This window comes from Polaribacter sp. BAL334, assembly GCF_015767435.1.
Taxonomy (GTDB): Bacteria; Bacteroidota; Bacteroidia; order Flavobacteriales; family Flavobacteriaceae; genus Polaribacter.
The window spans coordinates 26326-43644 of record NZ_JADWOV010000285.1 but is presented as its reverse complement, the minus strand read 5'-3'; the positions used below and the strand labels follow the sequence as shown (position 1 = coordinate 43644).

Below are 17319 nucleotides of genomic sequence, written 5' to 3'. Positions count from 1 at the left end.
AACAAATAAATAGGTTTGGATTTTGAAAAAATGGTTGGTGAACTCATCATCCTATAAAAGTAAAAATAGCAGTGTCAGGTAAAATTGAAAGATGGTAACTTAAAATATTTGGTGTATATTTACACCACTAAATAGTTATAATTATGTCAAGACAAAGCATTACTCTAGCCAATCAAAATGATGAATGGTTAAAAGAGCAAGTAGCCAAAGAAGAATTTAACAGCAAAAGTGAGGCTATTAATTATTTAATAAAGCAAGCACGTGAACGAGATGCGTATCATGATTTTGTGCAAATGAAAATTGACAGAGGTTTAAAAAGTGGATTGGCTCCAAAACAAACTAAAGAAGAAATGTTAGCCGAGTTCAAAAAAAGATTAAATGTCATATAGTTATTTTTTAACACGTGAAGCAAAAGAAGATTTATGGCGAATTTATGAATTTGGGGTTTATAAATTTGGGGAAGCGCAAGCAGACAACTATTTCTTAATGCTGCATGATTGTTTTGATAAAATCATAGCTAATCCATACATGTTTCCAGTTGATTCAAAATATAGAGATATTGATAGATTTTGCGTTTGTGGAGTGGATACTATTTATTTCAATATCAAAGAAAATGACATTGAAATCATCACAATTATAGGAAGACAAGATTTTTAAAAAGTACATTGAAATCTCTAACTTTGTCTTAAACAGCCAATAACGCAACTTTGAAATCCGTACCAATAAAGAATATCAAATACTAAATTAACCCTTTGGTGGCAATTTTTTTATTGGATGATAAAATAGATTTTTTTGCCACGAATTCACCAATTGTAAGGATTTCATCACCATCATTGTTTTCATCTTTGATGAAAATTTACATTTATTGGATTCATAAAAAATCCGTGAATTCGTGCCAAATTTATTTAAAACTCAATGACAACCAACAAGTTATGTTAGCTTTGAAAAAGAGAGTGCTATGGACACGGATTGCAAATCCTCGCAAACGGAATAAAACACTAAAAGCGATTTCCTTTTCTAAAGAAAAATAATAGATTGATTTATTTCTAAACAATCATGATTTCATACATTTTTATATAAAAAAATAACTTGTATTAAAGGATTTGATTTTCCATCAATAGCTCTATTCTAAAACAAACAAATAAAAAATCAAATTGATGGTTTATAAATGAAAATCAATATATTTGGTTTTACTAAAAAGTGTAACAATCATTCGCCAAACTCCCCTATCTTGGTCATCAATACTTACAGTTGTTTTGGGGATAAAAAATTTGAAAATCAGTAACATAGATGTTCCTTTTTAAGTGGAATTGGATTAGTAACAATAAAAAAAATAAAAAATGAATCATACATTTAAAAAAATTATTGCAGTTAATTTAGCCTTCCTAATGTTCAGCATTAGCGCATATCCTTGTACAGGAATTACGTTAAAATCAAAGGATGGTGGATTTGTGGTAGCTCGTACAGTAGAATGGGCACTGAACGATGCACAACATAACAAAATTTTAGTGGTGCCAAGAAATAAAAAATTTATAGGACAAACACCTGAAGGCAATAACGGAAAGAAATGGAATGGAAAATATGGTTTTGTAACACTAACTGCTTATGGTCAACCTTATGGACCTGATGGTTTGAATGAAGAAGGGCTTTATGTTGGAGTATATTATTTGCCAGATTATGCTCAATACGCAATTTATGACAGTGCAAAAGCTGAAAAATCAATGAGTGTAGGAGATTTGATGCAATGGATGTTGTCTTCATTTAAAACAGTTGACGAAATTATTGCCAATTTGAATAGTGTAATTGTAGTAAATGTTGAAAATAAAGATTTTGGAGGAGCTGCACTTCCTTTTCATTTCAAAATTGTTGATCCAAGTGGAAACAGTAAAATAATAGAAATCGTAAACAATGGTGAAGTAAAAGTGTATGACCCCTATATTGGTGTTATCACAAATTCGCCAACTTATGATTGGCATTTGATAAATCAAAGAAATTATCTAAACCTGTCAACAAATCCTAATAGTCCAATGAAATTGGATGACTATTCCTTAAAACCTTTAGGAGGAGGTTCAGGTTTGATGGGCTTGCCTGGAGATTTTACTCCCCCATCAAGATTTGTGAGAGCAGCTGCTTTTACTGCTTCTTGTCGTCCATTAGAAACAAGTAATGACGCTGTTTTTGAATCTTTTAGAATATTGGATAATTTTAATATTCCACTTGGTGCTCATATGCCAAAAGACCATCTTCCAACAGACATCGTTAGTGCAACTCAGGTAACTTCTGCATCTGACTTAAAAAACAAAGTGTATTATTACCATACTATGTGGAACAGACAAATCAGAAAAATTGACTTAAATTCGATTGATTTTGCCACCGTAAAAGAACAAATCATTGATGATGATGCCTCTAAAACAAATACTATTAAAGATGTTACCCCAAAATTAAACAATAAAAAGAAATAAATATAAAGAGGAGTATTATACAATACTGAATAGCTTGTTTACTATTGATTATTTATTTTAAAGTTTCAAAATACGAAATACCAACAAAAAACAAATAGCTTCACACAGAGGATAGTTTTAGGAAAATGGAAAGTAGAATTGAATTGTGAAAATAAGAGATTTCACAAAAAAACCATTAACAATCATAAGATTATCAATGGTTATTGTGGAGAAGATGGCCCCGAAACTTCGGGGGAACCCACGACCTCTTAAATTACTTTCAATTTAAAAAGTAGTTTGTTTTTGTGGAGAAGATGGCCCCGAAACTTCGGGGGAACCCACGACCTCTTAAATTACTTTCAATTTAAAAAGGATCGATTTTGTGGAGAAGATGGGGCTCGAACCCACGACCTCTACGCTGCCAGCGTAGCGCTCTAGCCAACTGAGCTACATCCCCGAAAAAGCTTTTGGCTTAAAGCCATTTGTAATCGACATCAAAAATAGAAATAATTTGTTTTCTAATACCTTTAAAACTCAGAAATAAATAAAATTTTAAGCGAAACCTTGAATCTAAAATTTTAAACTCAGAACTGATTTACTCAATCCAATTCTTAAAGTCCTTTACGCGTTCTCTACTCACAATAATTTCCGTTTCTGAATAGGAATTTAAAATCAGTTTTAAGCGCGAATTTGAATACGAAACAATGTCTTTAATGGCATGAATGTTTACAATAAAGGTGCGATTTACTCTGAAAAATTCATTGGGATTTAAGTCTGTTTCTAAATTGGTTAATGAATGATTTATAATATAATTTCCCTCATCTGTTTTTAAATAAGTTGCGTTATCAAAACTATAAAAGCAATACACCTTCTTTGTTTCAATTATTTTAATATTCTTCCCTACTTTAACAGTAAATGAATTTTTATAATTCTCGATAAAATAATTACTAAATAACTTTTTAAACTCAGCTAAATCTGTTTCTTTTTGAACAACTTTTTGTGCTTTAAAAATCGCTTCAGCTAGTTTTTGGGTATTGATTGGTTTTAATAAATAAGAAATACTATTATAATCAAACGCTTTAATGCTGTAATCACTAAATGCAGTTGTAAAAATTATTTTTGATGAAATATGAACTTGCTTAAAAATTTCAAAACACAATCCGTCTGAAAGTTGTACATCTAAAAAAATAAGATCTGGTTGCTCATTTTTTTGAAACCAAGCAACTGATGATTTTACTGAATTTAAATGGATTAAAATCTCAATTTCAAAATCTTGTAATAAACGCTCTAATCTTCTTGCTGATGGTAATTCGTCTTCAATAATTATTGCTTTCATTATAATTTTTCTAAAATGGGTAATTTAATAAGATATTTTATTTCGGTGTTTTCAATGATTACTTGTTCATCTGTAAAAAATGCAATTCTTTTTTTAATGTTTTCAATTCCTTTTTTAGAGTTTTGAATCGTTTTTAACTTCGAATTTTTATTGTTTTCAACAATCAAAAAATTGTTTTTTGATATAATTTTTACATCTATATAATTCGACTCATTTATAGTATTGTGTTTTACTACATTTTCTAAAACTTGCTGTAAAATTGTAGAAACAATGTATTTTTCTTTAGCGTCTTCATCAACAGAAATTGAATAATTAAATCCAATTTCAAACCTATCTTTAAGCAATTCTAAATAGCTTTTTGCAAAGTTAATTTCATCTTTCACCAAAACAACATCCTGTTTTTCTTGCTCTAAAAAATACCTATAAATATTTGATAGATTTTCTGAAAATTGGACTGCTTTTTTAGGGTTTTCTTCTATTAAGCTTGTTAAAACATTGATATTGTTAAATAAAAAATGTGGACTTAATTGATTTTTCAACTGTTGATAATTCAATTGAGACTCAAAAGATTGTTGGGTTAGTTGTCGCTTTTCTTCATTATTGATTATTCTTAAAAAATTCAAATGAGTAATCGAAACTATAAATAAAAAATAAGGAGAAAACAATACTATTGATGGAACAATTAACATAAATAAAGTATTGTTTGCTGACCTTATAAAAGGAGAAAAAACTAAATGTGATAAAATCCAAAAAGCAACAAAAATTAAAATACTAACCACATAAAAGCTCACTATTTTGAGATTTCTATTCTTATTATTTAATTTTTTAAAAAAATGAAATGATATTATTGTCAGTATAACACCTAAAGGAAAAGAACTAAACCAAATTGTTACCAAATTAGAAATTGCTGATGAAGCAATTACAATTATTAAAGAATAGATTGTACTTGCAATAAATGGGATTAAAAATATAAGTCTCCAAGGAAATTTTATATTTTCATAATTTGTAATCTTTTTGTTTAAATTGCTATTGGCTAATATTTTAATAATTGTAATAAAGAAGGAGATAAAAAATCCAATACTAAAAACTCTAAAGTTAGTTGCATCAAAATAGCTAAAATGTGGCCTATTCCTAAAAAATACAGAGAATATTATTTCAAATAAACTCAATAATACCATTGAAATTAATGCTGGTTTAAATATATTTTCAACCTTACTTTTATTTTTATCAAAAAAAAATAAAGAGAAAAATATAGGTATAAAAAACAAAGAAAAAGATAAAGGTAAATTAGTTATTGTATCTTGAATCTCTGCATTATCTAAATGATCTAGGGCATAAATAACGAAAACAGATATTAGATGTAAAAGAATTGTAACACTTAAGGCAATTAATATTGGTTTGAAAATTTTCATGATAATTTGTAATTTTCATCAAATGTGTAACTTATCATCCTTAATAAAAACAAAAATATAGTGAATTGTTATTTTATGTGAGTGAATTGAAATTTAAAAAATTCTTAACCCTTTTTTATAAATAATTTTGAAAAAAACTCAAATAATTAAAACTATAAATTGATGTAAATGATGATTAATAAATTATTATTTAATTTTAAACTCAGAACTGATTTACTCTATCCAACTCTTAAAATCCTTCACACGTTCTCTACTCACAATAATTTCCGTTTCTGAATAGGAATTTAAAATCAGTTTTAAGCGCGAATTTGAATACGAAACAATGTCTTTAATGGCATGAATGTTTACAATAAAGGTGCGATTTACTCTGAAAAACTGCTCAGGATCCAATTGTTCTTCCCAGGTTTCTAAAGAATTGTCTAATAAAAAACTTCTTTTTTCTTGGGTATAAGCATAGGTTGCTTTGTTTTCGCTGTAAAAACACTCTATGGCATCTGTTGAAATTATTTTAATATGCGCACCCACTTTGATAGACAAACGTCTTTTGAATTTTCTATCTAAAGGATTGACTAACAGTTTTTTAATCTCATCCAAATTGACCATCACTTCCTGTTTTTTAGGTTGTGATTTTTTGTATTGAGCCACAGCTGCTGCCAATTCATCTTCGTCAATGGGTTTCAACAAATAATCTATGGAATTCAATTTGAAGGCCCTCAACGCATATTCATCATATGCCGTCGTAAAAATAATGGCGCTCTTTACCTCTATTTCTTCAAAAATCTCGAAAGACAATCCGTCAGACAATTGAATGTCTAAAAAAATCAATTCAGGATGCTCGTTGTTTTGCAACCAATTTAAGGATTCCTCAACAGAATGCAACATTTCTTCCACTTCCATATCCAACGCTGCCAACATTCTGCTGAGTCTTCTTGCTGCGGGTTTTTCGTCTTCGATAATAACAACTTTCATAGGTTTTTATTTTATGATTTCGCGGTTACTTATAAAATTGCCCTTTACGGATGGCTGATTTGGTAATCAGACCATAACGTATGGGCGATTTCATCATTATTGTTGTTTGTTATAAGGGTTGTTTTCTTTCTCTAAAAACTCTTTGATTTTGCGGTCTTCCCAATCTTTTCCTAATCCAAAGAATTGAACTCCGAAAACTCCAAACCAATGAAAAAACAATCCAATTCCCCAAAATAATGGTGTAGAATACACACCAAAGTTGGAAATGGCTACTCCAAAACTATCTCCACTTTTCATCAATCCGAAGATGATGATACCGCTAATAAATACATTTACTGCAATAAATACGACCAAATGAACATAAAATCCTTTGATATCTTTTACTCGTTTTTTGGCACGAAGGTAACTTTGTTCTTTTGAAAACTGCTGATCCATAGTATTAATTATTTTGATTCATAAATTCTTTTATTTTGCGCTCTTCCCAATCTTTTCCGAAACCTAATAGTCGAAATCCGAAAATTCCCAACCAATGAAAAAATAGACCCAATCCCCACCCTAAGGCTGAAAACCAAAACCAATAAAAGCCAGGTGTAAATCTGAGATTGACAAAGATAATGACCGGAATTACCAAACAATAAGTGATAAGGTGTGAGTAAAATCCTTTGATTTCTTTGACTCTTTTTTGAGCTTTTTCGTACGCTTGTTGATTGTTAAATGTTGAATTCATAGTGTGTTGTTTTATTGTTTTTCTTGATTCATCAATTCTTTGATCTTTCTTTCTTCCCAGTTTTTCCCTAAAAATATATTGAAATTTTGAACTTCCAAATATTTGAATATCAAACTAATTCCCCAAAATATCAACGGAAACCAAAACCAATAGAATCTTGGTGAAAAATGCAAATTGATAAAAATTAAGACTGGAATTACGATGCAGTAGGAAGCTAAACTTTGGTAAAATTCTTTTAATCGTTCCACTTTTTCTACGGCTCTTACATACTTACTGTTTTCTATATTTTCTTGATACATGATGTTGTTCATTTTAATTAAGAGAGGAATCCTCACCTTAAATGTTTTGTTATTATTTTCTATTTGTACACTTTTTTGTGTGATCAAACCATACCTATCAGCAATGTTTTGCAACCCAACTTTGGTACTTTTCCCAACAGCTTCTTTAGGGTTTACGTTGTTTTCAATCACTAAATAGTCTTGGTCTTCATAAATACTGATGGTCAATGGTTTTGAAGGTGAAACTACATTGTGTTTTACGGCGTTTTCTAGCAATAATTGCAGTGATAGTGGCACAATTTTCAAATCTTGATTGCTAACTGTTTCAGGAATATGGAACTGTACAGCGTCTTCAAAACGCATTCCTAAAAGCTCCATATAAGTTTTTGCAAAGGTCAATTCTTCCGATAATGGAATCAAATCCTTGTTTCTTTGCTCCAAAACATATCTGTACACTTTTGACAATTTGGTCGTAAACTTTTCTGCCTGACTGGGATTTTCACTAATCAAACTGGTCAATACATTCAAACTATTGAATAAAAAATGAGGATCAATTTGGCTTTTTAACGATTCGAATTTGGCGGTTTCTGTTTTTGCAACAATTTGTTGTTGGGTGCTTTCTTGTTTTACTGATTTTTTCCATTCAATCATAAAACTTCTCGCATGTAAAAAAGCTGAAATTCCGAAAGAAAGAATAGTGAAAAAAAGATGCGTCCAAAGGTATTCTCCGTTTAAAAAAGCATCAGAACTTTTTCCAGGGATAATCACAAATTGCATGTAATTGATAAACAACACTACAGGAACCGTATAGGAAATGGTGGCAACAACCCCAGACCAAACACGTTGTTTGGTATTGTCTATCCAAGACCATTTTACGCTCAAATAGTCATTCAACAAACCTTGTCCAAAACCCAATCCAAAAGAATAAATACCCGATATGACAAAAGAAGCTACAATTGATTTTAGATCAAAATTTTGATTGATAATGGTAAATAAAAGCCCAAAAATGATGGTAATTTTTAAGCTAATCAATGCTCCTTCTTTGATATTCTCTTTTGTGATGCCAGTCATCATTTTATTCAATTTTATAGTTAAAAAGAATCTTAAAATTTAATCTTTAAAGATACATTTTTCTCTGAAACTGCAAACTTTGCACCATCAAAAGTTGGAGGTCCATATGTCATCACATTATTGGATGCGCCATAATCTTCAATAGGCATTCCATTAGGCGAAAAATCCATTTTGTCATTGTCGTTTTTGTCATGATAACAAATGATGGCATAGTCACCAAAATCTACATTTTCAAAAGTGATGATACTTTTTCCGTCTACAATTTTAGCATTTGCTGCTTGAATAGGTTTCAACATGAAGGATGCTTTGTCATACAATGCAAAACCTACTTTTCCAGTATCAGAAGAAACATTGATGACTTCTGCTGTGATGGTTGCTTTCTCTTGAGCAGTTACTGAATTCGTGATGAATAAAACTGCCATTACTACGATTGATGTTACTAATTTCATAATTTCTCTGTTTTTAAGATTATTGATGCCACAAAAGTGCGACAGGATTTCGCTTTAAAAAATTGATTCTAACCGAACTGTATTTTTTAACGGATGAATTGTCATCAATCACCTACTGAATAAAATCAATACCTACCACACAGTTTAAATATTCCAAAGCGCCTTCTCATGAAGGGAAAAAGTAGGAAAGCAACAATCATTATAAAACCACATAGGAGAAACATAGAAAAAAGGAAAAGATAGCCCAATTCTTGGGTTTCACATAGCTATGATGTTCTGAAACTGAGTGAAACGTCTTTATACATACTGTAAAAAACCTGTTGGATATCATTATTTTATTGGACAATAAAATAGATTTTTTTGCCGCGAATTCACCAATTTTATGGATTTCATCACCATAATTGTTTTCATCTTTGATGAAAATTTAAATTTATTGGATTCATAGTTATAAAAAATTCGTGAATTCGTGGCAATTTCATTTTAAAATTCAATTACACCAAATAGTTCTATAAATACTATGTTTCTATGTTGTTTCATGGTAGTAAAAATTGAAAGACACTAAAAGGTTAAAAATTACCAAAAATGTATTTATTTTAATTTCTACTACATATTTCATAACTCAAACCTTATTTTATTTATGATTTGATAAAACTGATAAAAAAATACCTTGTTTTTAATAATAAGTTTTAAAAAATATATACTTTTACTCTATGATTCAAGTGACCATAAATAAAAATTATACTTCAATAGTACCCAGTAAGCGTTTGCTTTGCAGACGCTGTTAATCTTTTGTTAGATACCAATACTATTCAAGTTCAATCAATTTTTATTTCAATTCATGAAAAAATCAATCAAAGCTCATCAACATTCTCACGTTATTTTACACAATAACAATGTTACAATTTCTCGTCATTTTACCACTCGCCCTTAGGGGTTTGTGCATTTTAACAGAATTAGGTGAGTCCAATTCTACTCTTGAAAAATCGACAAAAAAACATTTTTAAACTTACTAAATTTCAATTTCAATGAAAATTGTCATTGCTGATAAAAGCCATATTGGATACGCAGAAATCATTTGCAAAACTATAGAAGATGCTGCAAAAGTGAGAGGCACAGGAATTGCCAAGCGTAAACCAGAATATATTGCCACCAAAATGGAAAATGGCAACGCTGTTATTGCCTTAGATGGTGATAAATTTGCCGGATTTTGCTATATCGAAAAATGGGGACATGGAAAATTTGTTGCCAATTCTGGGTTGATTGTTCATCCTGATTATAGAGGTCTAGGATTGTCTAAAAAAATCAAACAAGTCATTTTTGACCATTCAAGAACCAAATTTCCAGATGCTAAAATTTTTAGTATCACCACTGGTTTGGCTGTGATGAAACTCAACACAAGTTTGGGATATAAACCGGTTACTTTTTCAGAATTAACAGACGATCCCACTTTTTGGGATGGTTGTCAAACCTGTGTCAATTATGATGTGTTGACAAGAACCAACAGAAAAATGTGCTTGTGTACAGGGATGCTATATGACCCAAACAATCAATCAAAAGAAGCACCCAAAAAAATCAAAGAAAAGGTTTTTTATAGATTAAAAAACATGAAACAAAACTTGTTCTTAAAAAAAGAAAAGAAATGAAAAAATTAGTTATTGCGTATAGTGGAGGGTTGGATACTTCCTATTGTGCTGTTAAATTATCAAAAAAATACAAAGTTCATGCAGTTACTGTAAACACAGGAGGTTTTACTGAGGGAGACATCAAAAATATCGAGAAAAATGCCTATAAAATGGGTGTTTCTACCTATAAATGTATTGATGCTGTTTCGTCTTTTTATCAAAAAGTAGTGAAATATTTGGTGTTTGGAAATGTACTGAAAAACAATACGTACCCTTTATCTGTAAGTGCTGAACGTATCATTCAAGCCATTGAAATCATTGAATATGCGAAAAGTATCAATGCCGAATTCATCGCGCATGGAAGTACAGGAGCAGGAAATGACCAAGTGCGTTTTGATATGATTTTTCAAACATTGGCGCCACATATTACCATCATCACTCCTATTAGAGATGAAAAATTGACAAGACAAGAAGAAATTGATTATTTGAAATCCGAAGGAATCAACATGCCTTGGGAAAAAGCAAAATATTCTGTCAACAAAGGTTTGTGGGGAACTAGTGTGGGTGGTGAAGAAACTTTAACATCTACGATGCCTTTGCCAGAAAGTGCCTATCCATCTCAATTGGAAAAAGAAGGCTATCAAAAAGTGGTGTTGACATTCAATAAAGGAAATTTGGTAGCTGTAAATGGCAAAATTGATGACCCTGAAAAATGTATTGAATTGTTGAATTTCTTTGCTACAAAATATGCTATTGGTAGAGATATTCATGTGGGAGACACCATTGTTGGTATCAAAGGAAGAGTTGGTTTTGAAGCGGCTGCTGCTTTAATTACCATCAAAGCGCATCATTTATTGGAAAAACACACGCTTACCAAATGGCAATTGCAACACAAAGAATATTTGGCAAGTTTCTATGGAATGCATTTGCACGAAGGACAATATTTAGATCCTGTGATGAGAAATATGGAAGCTTTTTTAGAAAGTAGTCAAAAAAATGTATCAGGAAGCGTGTTTGTAACACTAAAACCGTATCATTTTACTTTGGATGGCGTTTCTTCTCCTCATGATTTGATGAATGCTAAATTCGGAAGTTATGGCGAAGAAAACAAAGTTTGGACAGCTGATGACGCCAAAGGATTTATCAAGATTTTGGGAAATCAGAATAAAATTTATCAACAAGTAAACAACGACGAATAATGATTCAAGTAGGAATTATTGGTGGTGCAGGATATACAGCTGGCGAATTGATTCGTTTGTTATTGCAACACCCAAAAGCTGAAATTAATTTTGTATACAGCACTTCCAACGCAGGAAATAAAATTTATGATGTTCATCAAGATTTGTTTGGTGATACTGATTTGAAGTTTATAGATAGCATCAATGCTGATGTTGATGTTTTATTTTTATGTTTAGGACATGGAAATTCAACCCAGTTTTTAAAAGAAAACTCTTTTTCAGAAAATACGGTTGTCATTGATTTAAGCAATGATTTCAGATTGATAGCTGATCAGAGCTTTGAAGGAAAAGATTTTGTATATGGTTTGCCTGAACTGCAAAGAGAAAAAATAAAAAGAGCTACCTATATTGCCAATCCAGGTTGTTTTGCAACAGCATTGCAATTGGCTATTTTGCCTTTAGCTGCTCATCAATTACTGTTTGATGATGTTCATATTCATGCAGTTACAGGTGCTACAGGTGCTGGAACTTCGCTTTCTGCAAGTTCACATTTTCCCTGGAGAGACAATAATTTTTCACATTACAAAGCCTTTTCGCATCAACATTTGGATGAAATCAACCAAACTGTACAAAATCTACAGCCTGACTTTTCATCAGAAATCAACTTTATTCCAAACAGAGGAAATTTCTCTAGAGGTATTTTCGCCACTGTGTATACAAAGTTTACAGGAAGTATTGATGAAGCCAAAGAAATGTATAAATCCTATTACAAGGATGCTGCATTCACGTTTGTTTCTGACAATGAATTGCATTTAAAACAAGTGGTCAATACCAATAAATGTTTATTACACTTGTCAAAACAAAACGATAAATTATTGATTACAAGTATTATAGATAATCTATTGAAAGGTGCATCAGGCCAAGCAATTCAAAATATGAACTTGATTTTAGGTTTTCCTGAAACCTTGGGGTTGAACAGCAAAGCCAATTATTTTTAAAAAAAAGCGAACATGAAAATAGCCATCATCGGAACAGGAAATTTGGGGAAATCCATTGCAAAAGGGTTAATAATCAACAATGCCATCACTTCTTTATACCTTACCAAAAGAAATTTAGAAAGCATTTCAGAATTTGACGGATATAAAAACGTGTTTTTAACAACGAGCAATGCAGAGGCAATTCAGCAATCTGATATTCTGATATTTGCTGTGCAACCAGCTCATTTTGAAAATATCCTGAAAGAAATAAAACCATTTTTGACGAATAAACATGTAATTATTTCTACCATTACAGGATTTAGCATTCGTAGAATTGAAGAAGTGATTGGTAGTGAAGCATTTATCATTAGAGCCATGCCAAATACTGCCATTGCTGTAGGAAAATCGATGACTTGTTTGTGTAGCAATGAATTGGGAAAACAACGCATTAAAATCGCAGAAGCTATTTTTAACAGATTAGGACATTCCATGACAATTCCAGAAGCGCAAATGCAGGCAGCTACTGTAGTTTGTGCTAGTGGTATTGCTTTTTGGATGCGTTTGATTAGAGCCACCACACAAGCAGCTATCCAATTGGGTTTTGATGCCAAAGAAGCACAAGAATTGGCAATGTTTACTTGTGATGGTGCTGCCAATTTATTGATTGCAAATGGCAATCATCCTGAAGAAGAAATTGACAAAGTAACCACGCCAAAAGGCTGCACTATAGAAGGTTTGAATGAAATGGAACACAAAGGATTGAGTTCGTCTTTGATTCATGGAATGGTCGCTTCTTTCAACAAAATTAACGTGATTAAAAAAGAACAACTATGAGTTTGTTTAATGTATATCCTTTGTTTGACATCACACCCGTAAAGGCAAAAGACGTGTATGTATATGATGACAAAGGGATTGAATATTTGGATTTATATGGAGGTCATGCAGTGATTTCTATTGGACATTCGCATCCAAAATATGTGGAAGCCGTGAGTCATCAAGTGGCAAATTTGGGATTTTATAGCAATTCTATTCAAAATCCATTGCAAGTAGCCTTGTCAGAAAAGCTAGGACAACTTTCTTGTTGTATTGATTATGAGTTGTTTATGTGCAATTCTGGTGCTGAAGCCAATGAAAATGCCTTAAAATTAGCGTCATTTCATACCAACAAGAAAAAAATTATTGCTTTTAAAAACAGTTTTCACGGACGAACTTCTGCTGCTGTTGTTGCCACAGATGATGCCAAAATTATTGCGCCTTTAAACGCGCAACAAGAAGTGGAAATTTTGCCTTTGGGTGATTTGGAGGCTTTGGAAAAAGCACTTTCAAAAAACGATGTTTGCGCTGTAATCATTGAATGTATTCAAGGAGTTGGAGGTTTGGACGAAAGTACTCCTGAATTTTATGAAGGCATTGATGCACTTTGTAAAAAATACGGAGCTTGTTTTATTGCAGATGAAGTGCAATCAGGATTTGGAAGAACAGGCAACTTTTTTGCATATCAAAAATACAAGGTAACTCCTGATATTATTTCGATTGCAAAAGGAATGGGTAACGGATTTCCTGTTGGTGGCATTTTAATTCACAATCACATCAAAGCATCTTTTGGATTACTAGGAACTACTTTTGGCGGAAATCACCTGGCTTGTGCAGCTTCTTTAACGGTGTTAAATGTGATTGAAGAAGAAAAATTGATGGAAAATGCGAGAAATATGTCTCAGTATTTTATAGAAAAAGCGCAAGAAATTCCTCAAGTAAAAAGAATCAAAGGTCGTGGATTGATGTTGGGATTGGAATTTGATTTCCCGATTGCAGAACTCAGAAAGAAACTCATCAATACGCATCATATTTTTACTGGAAATGCGAAAAATCAATTTGTAATCCGAATTTTGCCACCCTTAACCATCCAAAAAAAGCATATTGATCTATTTATGGATGCCCTAAAAAGTGAATTATAATGAAACATTACGCGTCTATTCAAGACATTTCTGATATTCATTCTTGGATTAAAGAAGCTAGAAAAATAAAGGAAAATCCTTTGAAAGATAAAAAATTGGGCAAACACAAAACCTTGGGGTTGTTGTTTTTCAATTCAAGTTTACGAACGCGTTTAAGTACTCAAAAAGCAGCCTTGAATTTGGGAATGGACACGATTGTGATGAATGTGTATGAAGATGCTTGGGGAATTGAATTCGAAAATGGAAGCATCATGAATGGCACAACAGCTGAACATATCAAAGAAGCTGCTGCTGTGGTTTCTCAATATTGTGATGTGATTGCAGTGCGTGCGTTTCCAACGTTGAAAGACAAAGAAAAAGACGAACGTGAACAGGTATTAAATGCCTTTATAAAATACGCTTCTGTGCCAATTATCAACATGGAAAGTGCTACAAGTCATCCTTTGCAAGGTTTGACTGACGCGATTACAATTGCAGAAAATACCACCAAAAAAAGACCAAAAGTCGTATTGTCTTGGGCACCTCACGTAAAAGCCTTGCCTCATGCAGTCGCCAATAGTTTTGTAGAAGCCATGCAAAAAATGGACGTTGATTTTGTCATCACAAATCCAGAAGAATATAATCTTGATAAAAGAATCACCAAAAACACCACAATTATGCATGATCAAAAAGAGGCTTTTAAAAATGCTGATTTTGTCTATGCTAAAAATTGGAGTTCGTATGATGATTATGGTCAAATAGTAAAAACAGATTTGGATTGGATGATTACCAAAGAGAAAATTGGTGATGCCAAATTCATGCATTGTTTGCCCGTCAGAAGAAATGTTGTGGTAGAAGATGCTGTCTTGGATTCCGAAAATTCTTTGGTGATTCAGCAAGCGAATAATAGAACTTTTGCTGCGCAATTGGTATTGAAAAAAATAGTAGAAGACTTGTAAAGTCTTCGGAATTCTGAACTTGATTCAGAATCTAAAATAAAACAAAAAGTTACTGAAACAAGTTCAGCACTTATGGAAAAATTATCAATTGTAAAAATAGGCGGAAATATTATTGAAGATGAAACTGCTTTGAATGATTTTTTGCAGTTATTTTCAAATATCAAAGGAAAGAAAATATTGGTTCATGGTGGTGGCAAAAAAGCGACACAAATGGCTCATAAATTTGGAATTGAATCAACCTTAATCAATGGAAGACGTATTACAGATACTGCTACTTTAGAAGTCATTACCATGGTTTATGGTGGTTTGGTAAACAAAAATATGGTTGCCAAATTGCAAGCACTAAAAACAAATGCCATTGGTTTGTCAGGTGCTGATGGCAATAGTATTCTTTCTGATAAACGCCCTGTAAAAGAGATCGATTATGGTTTTGTAGGTGATGTAAAAAATGTGGATAACCAAGCAATTGAGGTGTTGATAAGTGCCAATTTTACGCCTGTTTTTTGTGCCATTACCCATGATGGAAAAGGACAACTGTTAAATACCAATGCGGATACCATTACAAGTCAAATTGCCATTGGAATGAGTAAAAATTACGAAACTTCTATTTATTATTGTTTCGAATTGAATGGGGTTTTAGAAAATATTGAGGATAAAAACTCAGTGATTACACAAATCAATTCAGAGAGTTATAAAGAGTTATTAGCTGCTGGAATTATTTCAGACGGTATGTTACCAAAACTAGAAAATTGCTTTGATGCCTTAAAAAATGGTGTTTATGCCGTTTTTATGGGAAACACCAACATATTGACAAAAGAAAACAATCATTTCACAAAAATAACACTATAAATGGAACTCAAAAAACTTACAAACGAAGCCATAACGCTTTTAAAAAAGTTGATTGAAACTCCGTCTTTTTCATCCGAAGAAGACAAAACCGCTCTTTTAATTGAAAATTGGTTCAAGCAGTTTGAAATTCCGTTTCAAAGAACGAAAAATAACATTTGGGCTATCAACAATTTTTTTGATGAAAGCAAACCTACGTTATTATTAAATTCACATCATGATACTGTAAAACCAAATTCAGCGTACACTAAAAATCCGTTTGAAGCCATAGTTGAAGACGGAAAATTGTATGGTTTGGGAAGCAATGATGCTGGAGGTTGTTTGGTGTCATTAATAGCCACTTTTACTTATTTTTATCATCACGAAAATTTAAAATACAATTTGGTAATTGTTGCTTCTGCTGAAGAGGAAAGTAGTGGCGAAAATGGTTTGAACAGCATGTTGTCCATCATTCCAAAAATTGATGTTGCCATTGTTGGCGAACCAACGTTGATGAATTTAGCAGTTGCCGAAAAAGGTTTGGTGGTTTTTGATGCGGTTTTAGAAGGCACTGCAAGTCATGCAGCTCATCCAAATAATGACAATCCGATTTATAAATTGATTGATTTGTTGCAATGGTTCAAAGATTTTACATTTGAGAAAAAATCACAAACATTGGGAGATGTAAAAATGACAGTTACACAAATCAATGCTGGAAAACAACACAATGTAGTTCCTGCGCATGTTGATTTGGTAATTGACGTTCGTGTAAATGATGCCTATTCAAATCAGGAAATTGCTACTATTTTGCAAGAAAAAGCACCTTGTACTAAAATTACACCTCGTAGTTTACGCCTCAACTCCTCCTCTATTTCTATAGAACATGAGTTGGTAAAAGCGGGAATTTCGATTGGAAGAAAAACATATGGCTCACCAACATTGTCAGACCAATCTGTGCTGAGTTGTCAATCATTAAAATTAGGCCCTGGAGATAGCACACGTTCACATTCTGCTGATGAATTTATTTATTTGGCTGAAATTGAAGAGGGAATTGCGATTTATGTGGAGTTGTTGGAGAAGGTTTTAATAAAGAGAAAAGAATAAAGAGAAAAGAATAAAGATTAAAGAGAATAGAATTAAG

The 17319-nt window shown here is 32.0% G+C and carries 18 protein-coding genes and 1 tRNA gene; 11 read left to right on the top strand and 8 right to left on the bottom strand.

What is annotated here, in order from left to right; genetic code table 11:
* The first annotated feature begins 143 nt into the window (after positions 1 to 143).
* From IU405_RS08410 to IU405_RS08400, 3 genes are all read left to right on the top strand, one after another.
* Positions 144 to 389, top strand: a complete 246-nt coding sequence (locus IU405_RS08410) for a type II toxin-antitoxin system ParD family antitoxin (RefSeq protein ID WP_197438168.1) — start codon at positions 144 to 146, stop codon at positions 387 to 389.
* Positions 379 to 657: a type II toxin-antitoxin system RelE/ParE family toxin gene (locus IU405_RS08405; protein ID WP_197438167.1), complete on the top strand. Its 279-nt coding sequence runs from the start codon at positions 379 to 381 to the stop codon at positions 655 to 657. Before IU405_RS08410 ends, IU405_RS08405 begins: the two co-directional genes overlap by 11 nt.
* A gap of 683 nt (positions 658 to 1340) precedes the next feature.
* Entirely contained in the window at positions 1341 to 2462 is a 1122-nt protein-coding gene (locus IU405_RS08400; protein WP_197438166.1) for a linear amide C-N hydrolase, read from the top strand.
* 362 nt (positions 2463 to 2824) lie between these two features.
* On the opposite strand, the gene IU405_RS08395 is transcribed toward IU405_RS08400, so the two are convergent.
* The 8 genes from IU405_RS08395 to IU405_RS08360 all read right to left on the bottom strand — a co-directional run bounded on the left by IU405_RS08395 (position 2825) and on the right by IU405_RS08360 (position 8683).
* Positions 2825 to 2898, bottom strand: a tRNA-Ala gene (locus IU405_RS08395).
* Positions 2899 to 3036: 138 nt separating this feature from the next.
* On the bottom strand, positions 3037 to 3777 hold the full coding sequence (locus tag IU405_RS08390; protein ID WP_197438165.1) for a LytR/AlgR family response regulator transcription factor: 741 nt from the start codon (positions 3775 to 3777) through the stop codon (positions 3037 to 3039).
* A complete protein-coding gene (locus tag IU405_RS08385) occupies positions 3777 to 4466 on the bottom strand; it encodes a sensor histidine kinase (protein ID WP_197438164.1) in 690 nt (229 codons plus the stop codon). The genes IU405_RS08390 and IU405_RS08385 overlap by 1 nt, the downstream gene beginning before the upstream one ends.
* Before the next feature lie 936 nt (positions 4467 to 5402).
* Positions 5403 to 6158: a LytR/AlgR family response regulator transcription factor gene (locus tag IU405_RS08380; protein WP_197438163.1), complete on the bottom strand. Its 756-nt coding sequence runs from the start codon at positions 6156 to 6158 to the stop codon at positions 5403 to 5405.
* A gap of 96 nt (positions 6159 to 6254) precedes the next feature.
* Positions 6255 to 6593 (bottom strand): 2TM domain-containing protein, encoded by a 339-nt coding sequence (locus IU405_RS08375; RefSeq protein WP_197438162.1) that lies wholly within the window; start codon positions 6591 to 6593, stop codon positions 6255 to 6257.
* Between the two features lie 4 nt (positions 6594 to 6597).
* The gene (locus tag IU405_RS08370) at positions 6598 to 6885 is read right to left on the bottom strand and encodes a 2TM domain-containing protein (RefSeq protein ID WP_197438161.1); all 288 of its coding nucleotides are present in this window, start codon (positions 6883 to 6885) and stop codon (positions 6598 to 6600) included.
* An 11-nt stretch (positions 6886 to 6896) separates the two neighbouring features.
* Positions 6897 to 8237: a histidine kinase gene (locus IU405_RS08365; protein WP_197438160.1), complete on the bottom strand. Its 1341-nt coding sequence runs from the start codon at positions 8235 to 8237 to the stop codon at positions 6897 to 6899.
* A gap of 29 nt (positions 8238 to 8266) precedes the next feature.
* Positions 8267 to 8683, bottom strand: coding sequence for a DUF2141 domain-containing protein (locus IU405_RS08360; protein WP_197438159.1), 417 nt, complete (start codon positions 8681 to 8683; stop codon positions 8267 to 8269).
* 1025 nt (positions 8684 to 9708) lie between these two features.
* Between IU405_RS08360 and IU405_RS08355 the strand changes: the two genes are divergently transcribed.
* The 8 genes from IU405_RS08355 (at position 9709) to IU405_RS08320 (ending at position 17282) form a co-directional block, all read left to right on the top strand.
* Positions 9709 to 10326, top strand: coding sequence for a GNAT family N-acetyltransferase (locus IU405_RS08355; protein WP_197438158.1), 618 nt, complete (start codon positions 9709 to 9711; stop codon positions 10324 to 10326).
* Positions 10323 to 11504, top strand: coding sequence for an argininosuccinate synthase (locus IU405_RS08350; RefSeq protein ID WP_197438157.1), 1182 nt, complete (start codon positions 10323 to 10325; stop codon positions 11502 to 11504). The genes IU405_RS08355 and IU405_RS08350 overlap by 4 nt, the downstream gene beginning before the upstream one ends.
* Positions 11504 to 12481: an N-acetyl-gamma-glutamyl-phosphate reductase gene (argC, locus tag IU405_RS08345; RefSeq protein WP_197438156.1), complete on the top strand. Its 978-nt coding sequence runs from the start codon at positions 11504 to 11506 to the stop codon at positions 12479 to 12481. The genes IU405_RS08350 and argC overlap by 1 nt, the downstream gene beginning before the upstream one ends.
* Positions 12482 to 12493: 12 nt before the next feature.
* The gene (gene proC, locus IU405_RS08340) at positions 12494 to 13294 is read left to right on the top strand and encodes a pyrroline-5-carboxylate reductase (protein WP_197438155.1); all 801 of its coding nucleotides are present in this window, start codon (positions 12494 to 12496) and stop codon (positions 13292 to 13294) included.
* Positions 13291 to 14415 (top strand): aspartate aminotransferase family protein, encoded by a 1125-nt coding sequence (locus tag IU405_RS08335; protein ID WP_197438154.1) that lies wholly within the window; start codon positions 13291 to 13293, stop codon positions 14413 to 14415. Before proC ends, IU405_RS08335 begins: the two co-directional genes overlap by 4 nt.
* A complete protein-coding gene (locus IU405_RS08330) occupies positions 14415 to 15353 on the top strand; it encodes an N-acetylornithine carbamoyltransferase (protein WP_197438153.1) in 939 nt (312 codons plus the stop codon). The genes IU405_RS08335 and IU405_RS08330 overlap by 1 nt, the downstream gene beginning before the upstream one ends.
* Positions 15354 to 15425: 72 nt before the next feature.
* On the top strand, positions 15426 to 16202 hold the full coding sequence (gene argB, locus IU405_RS08325) for an acetylglutamate kinase (protein WP_197438152.1): 777 nt from the start codon (positions 15426 to 15428) through the stop codon (positions 16200 to 16202).
* On the top strand, positions 16203 to 17282 hold the full coding sequence (locus tag IU405_RS08320) for a M20 family metallo-hydrolase (RefSeq protein ID WP_197438151.1): 1080 nt from the start codon (positions 16203 to 16205) through the stop codon (positions 17280 to 17282).
* Positions 17283 to 17319 lie beyond the last annotated feature (37 nt).

Excerpts from the sequence above, each read along its gene's own strand:
- IU405_RS08380 (WP_197438163.1), bottom strand. The coding sequence starts at position 6,158 with ATGAAAGTTGTTATTATCGAAGACGAAAAACCCGCAGCAAGAAGACTC.
- IU405_RS08410 (WP_197438168.1), top strand. The coding sequence starts at position 144 with ATGTCAAGACAAAGCATTACTCTAGCCAATCAAAATGATGAATGGTTA.
- IU405_RS08360 (WP_197438159.1), bottom strand. The coding sequence starts at position 8,683 with ATGAAATTAGTAACATCAATCGTAGTAATGGCAGTTTTATTCATCACG.
- IU405_RS08320 (WP_197438151.1), top strand. The coding sequence starts at position 16,203 with ATGGAACTCAAAAAACTTACAAACGAAGCCATAACGCTTTTAAAAAAG.
- argB (WP_197438152.1), top strand. The coding sequence starts at position 15,426 with ATGGAAAAATTATCAATTGTAAAAATAGGCGGAAATATTATTGAAGAT.
- IU405_RS08335 (WP_197438154.1), top strand. The coding sequence starts at position 13,291 with ATGAGTTTGTTTAATGTATATCCTTTGTTTGACATCACACCCGTAAAG.
- IU405_RS08400 (WP_197438166.1), top strand. The coding sequence starts at position 1,341 with ATGAATCATACATTTAAAAAAATTATTGCAGTTAATTTAGCCTTCCTA.
- IU405_RS08390 (WP_197438165.1), bottom strand. The coding sequence starts at position 3,777 with ATGAAAGCAATAATTATTGAAGACGAATTACCATCAGCAAGAAGATTA.
- IU405_RS08355 (WP_197438158.1), top strand. The coding sequence starts at position 9,709 with ATGAAAATTGTCATTGCTGATAAAAGCCATATTGGATACGCAGAAATC.
- IU405_RS08370 (WP_197438161.1), bottom strand. The coding sequence starts at position 6,885 with ATGAATTCAACATTTAACAATCAACAAGCGTACGAAAAAGCTCAAAAA.
- IU405_RS08405 (WP_197438167.1), top strand. The coding sequence starts at position 379 with ATGTCATATAGTTATTTTTTAACACGTGAAGCAAAAGAAGATTTATGG.
- proC (WP_197438155.1), top strand. The coding sequence starts at position 12,494 with ATGAAAATAGCCATCATCGGAACAGGAAATTTGGGGAAATCCATTGCA.
- argC (WP_197438156.1), top strand. The coding sequence starts at position 11,504 with ATGATTCAAGTAGGAATTATTGGTGGTGCAGGATATACAGCTGGCGAA.
- IU405_RS08365 (WP_197438160.1), bottom strand. The coding sequence starts at position 8,237 with ATGATGACTGGCATCACAAAAGAGAATATCAAAGAAGGAGCATTGATT.
- IU405_RS08350 (WP_197438157.1), top strand. The coding sequence starts at position 10,323 with ATGAAAAAATTAGTTATTGCGTATAGTGGAGGGTTGGATACTTCCTAT.
- IU405_RS08330 (WP_197438153.1), top strand. The coding sequence starts at position 14,415 with ATGAAACATTACGCGTCTATTCAAGACATTTCTGATATTCATTCTTGG.
- IU405_RS08375 (WP_197438162.1), bottom strand. The coding sequence starts at position 6,593 with ATGGATCAGCAGTTTTCAAAAGAACAAAGTTACCTTCGTGCCAAAAAA.
- IU405_RS08385 (WP_197438164.1), bottom strand. The coding sequence starts at position 4,466 with ATGTTAATTGTTCCATCAATAGTATTGTTTTCTCCTTATTTTTTATTT.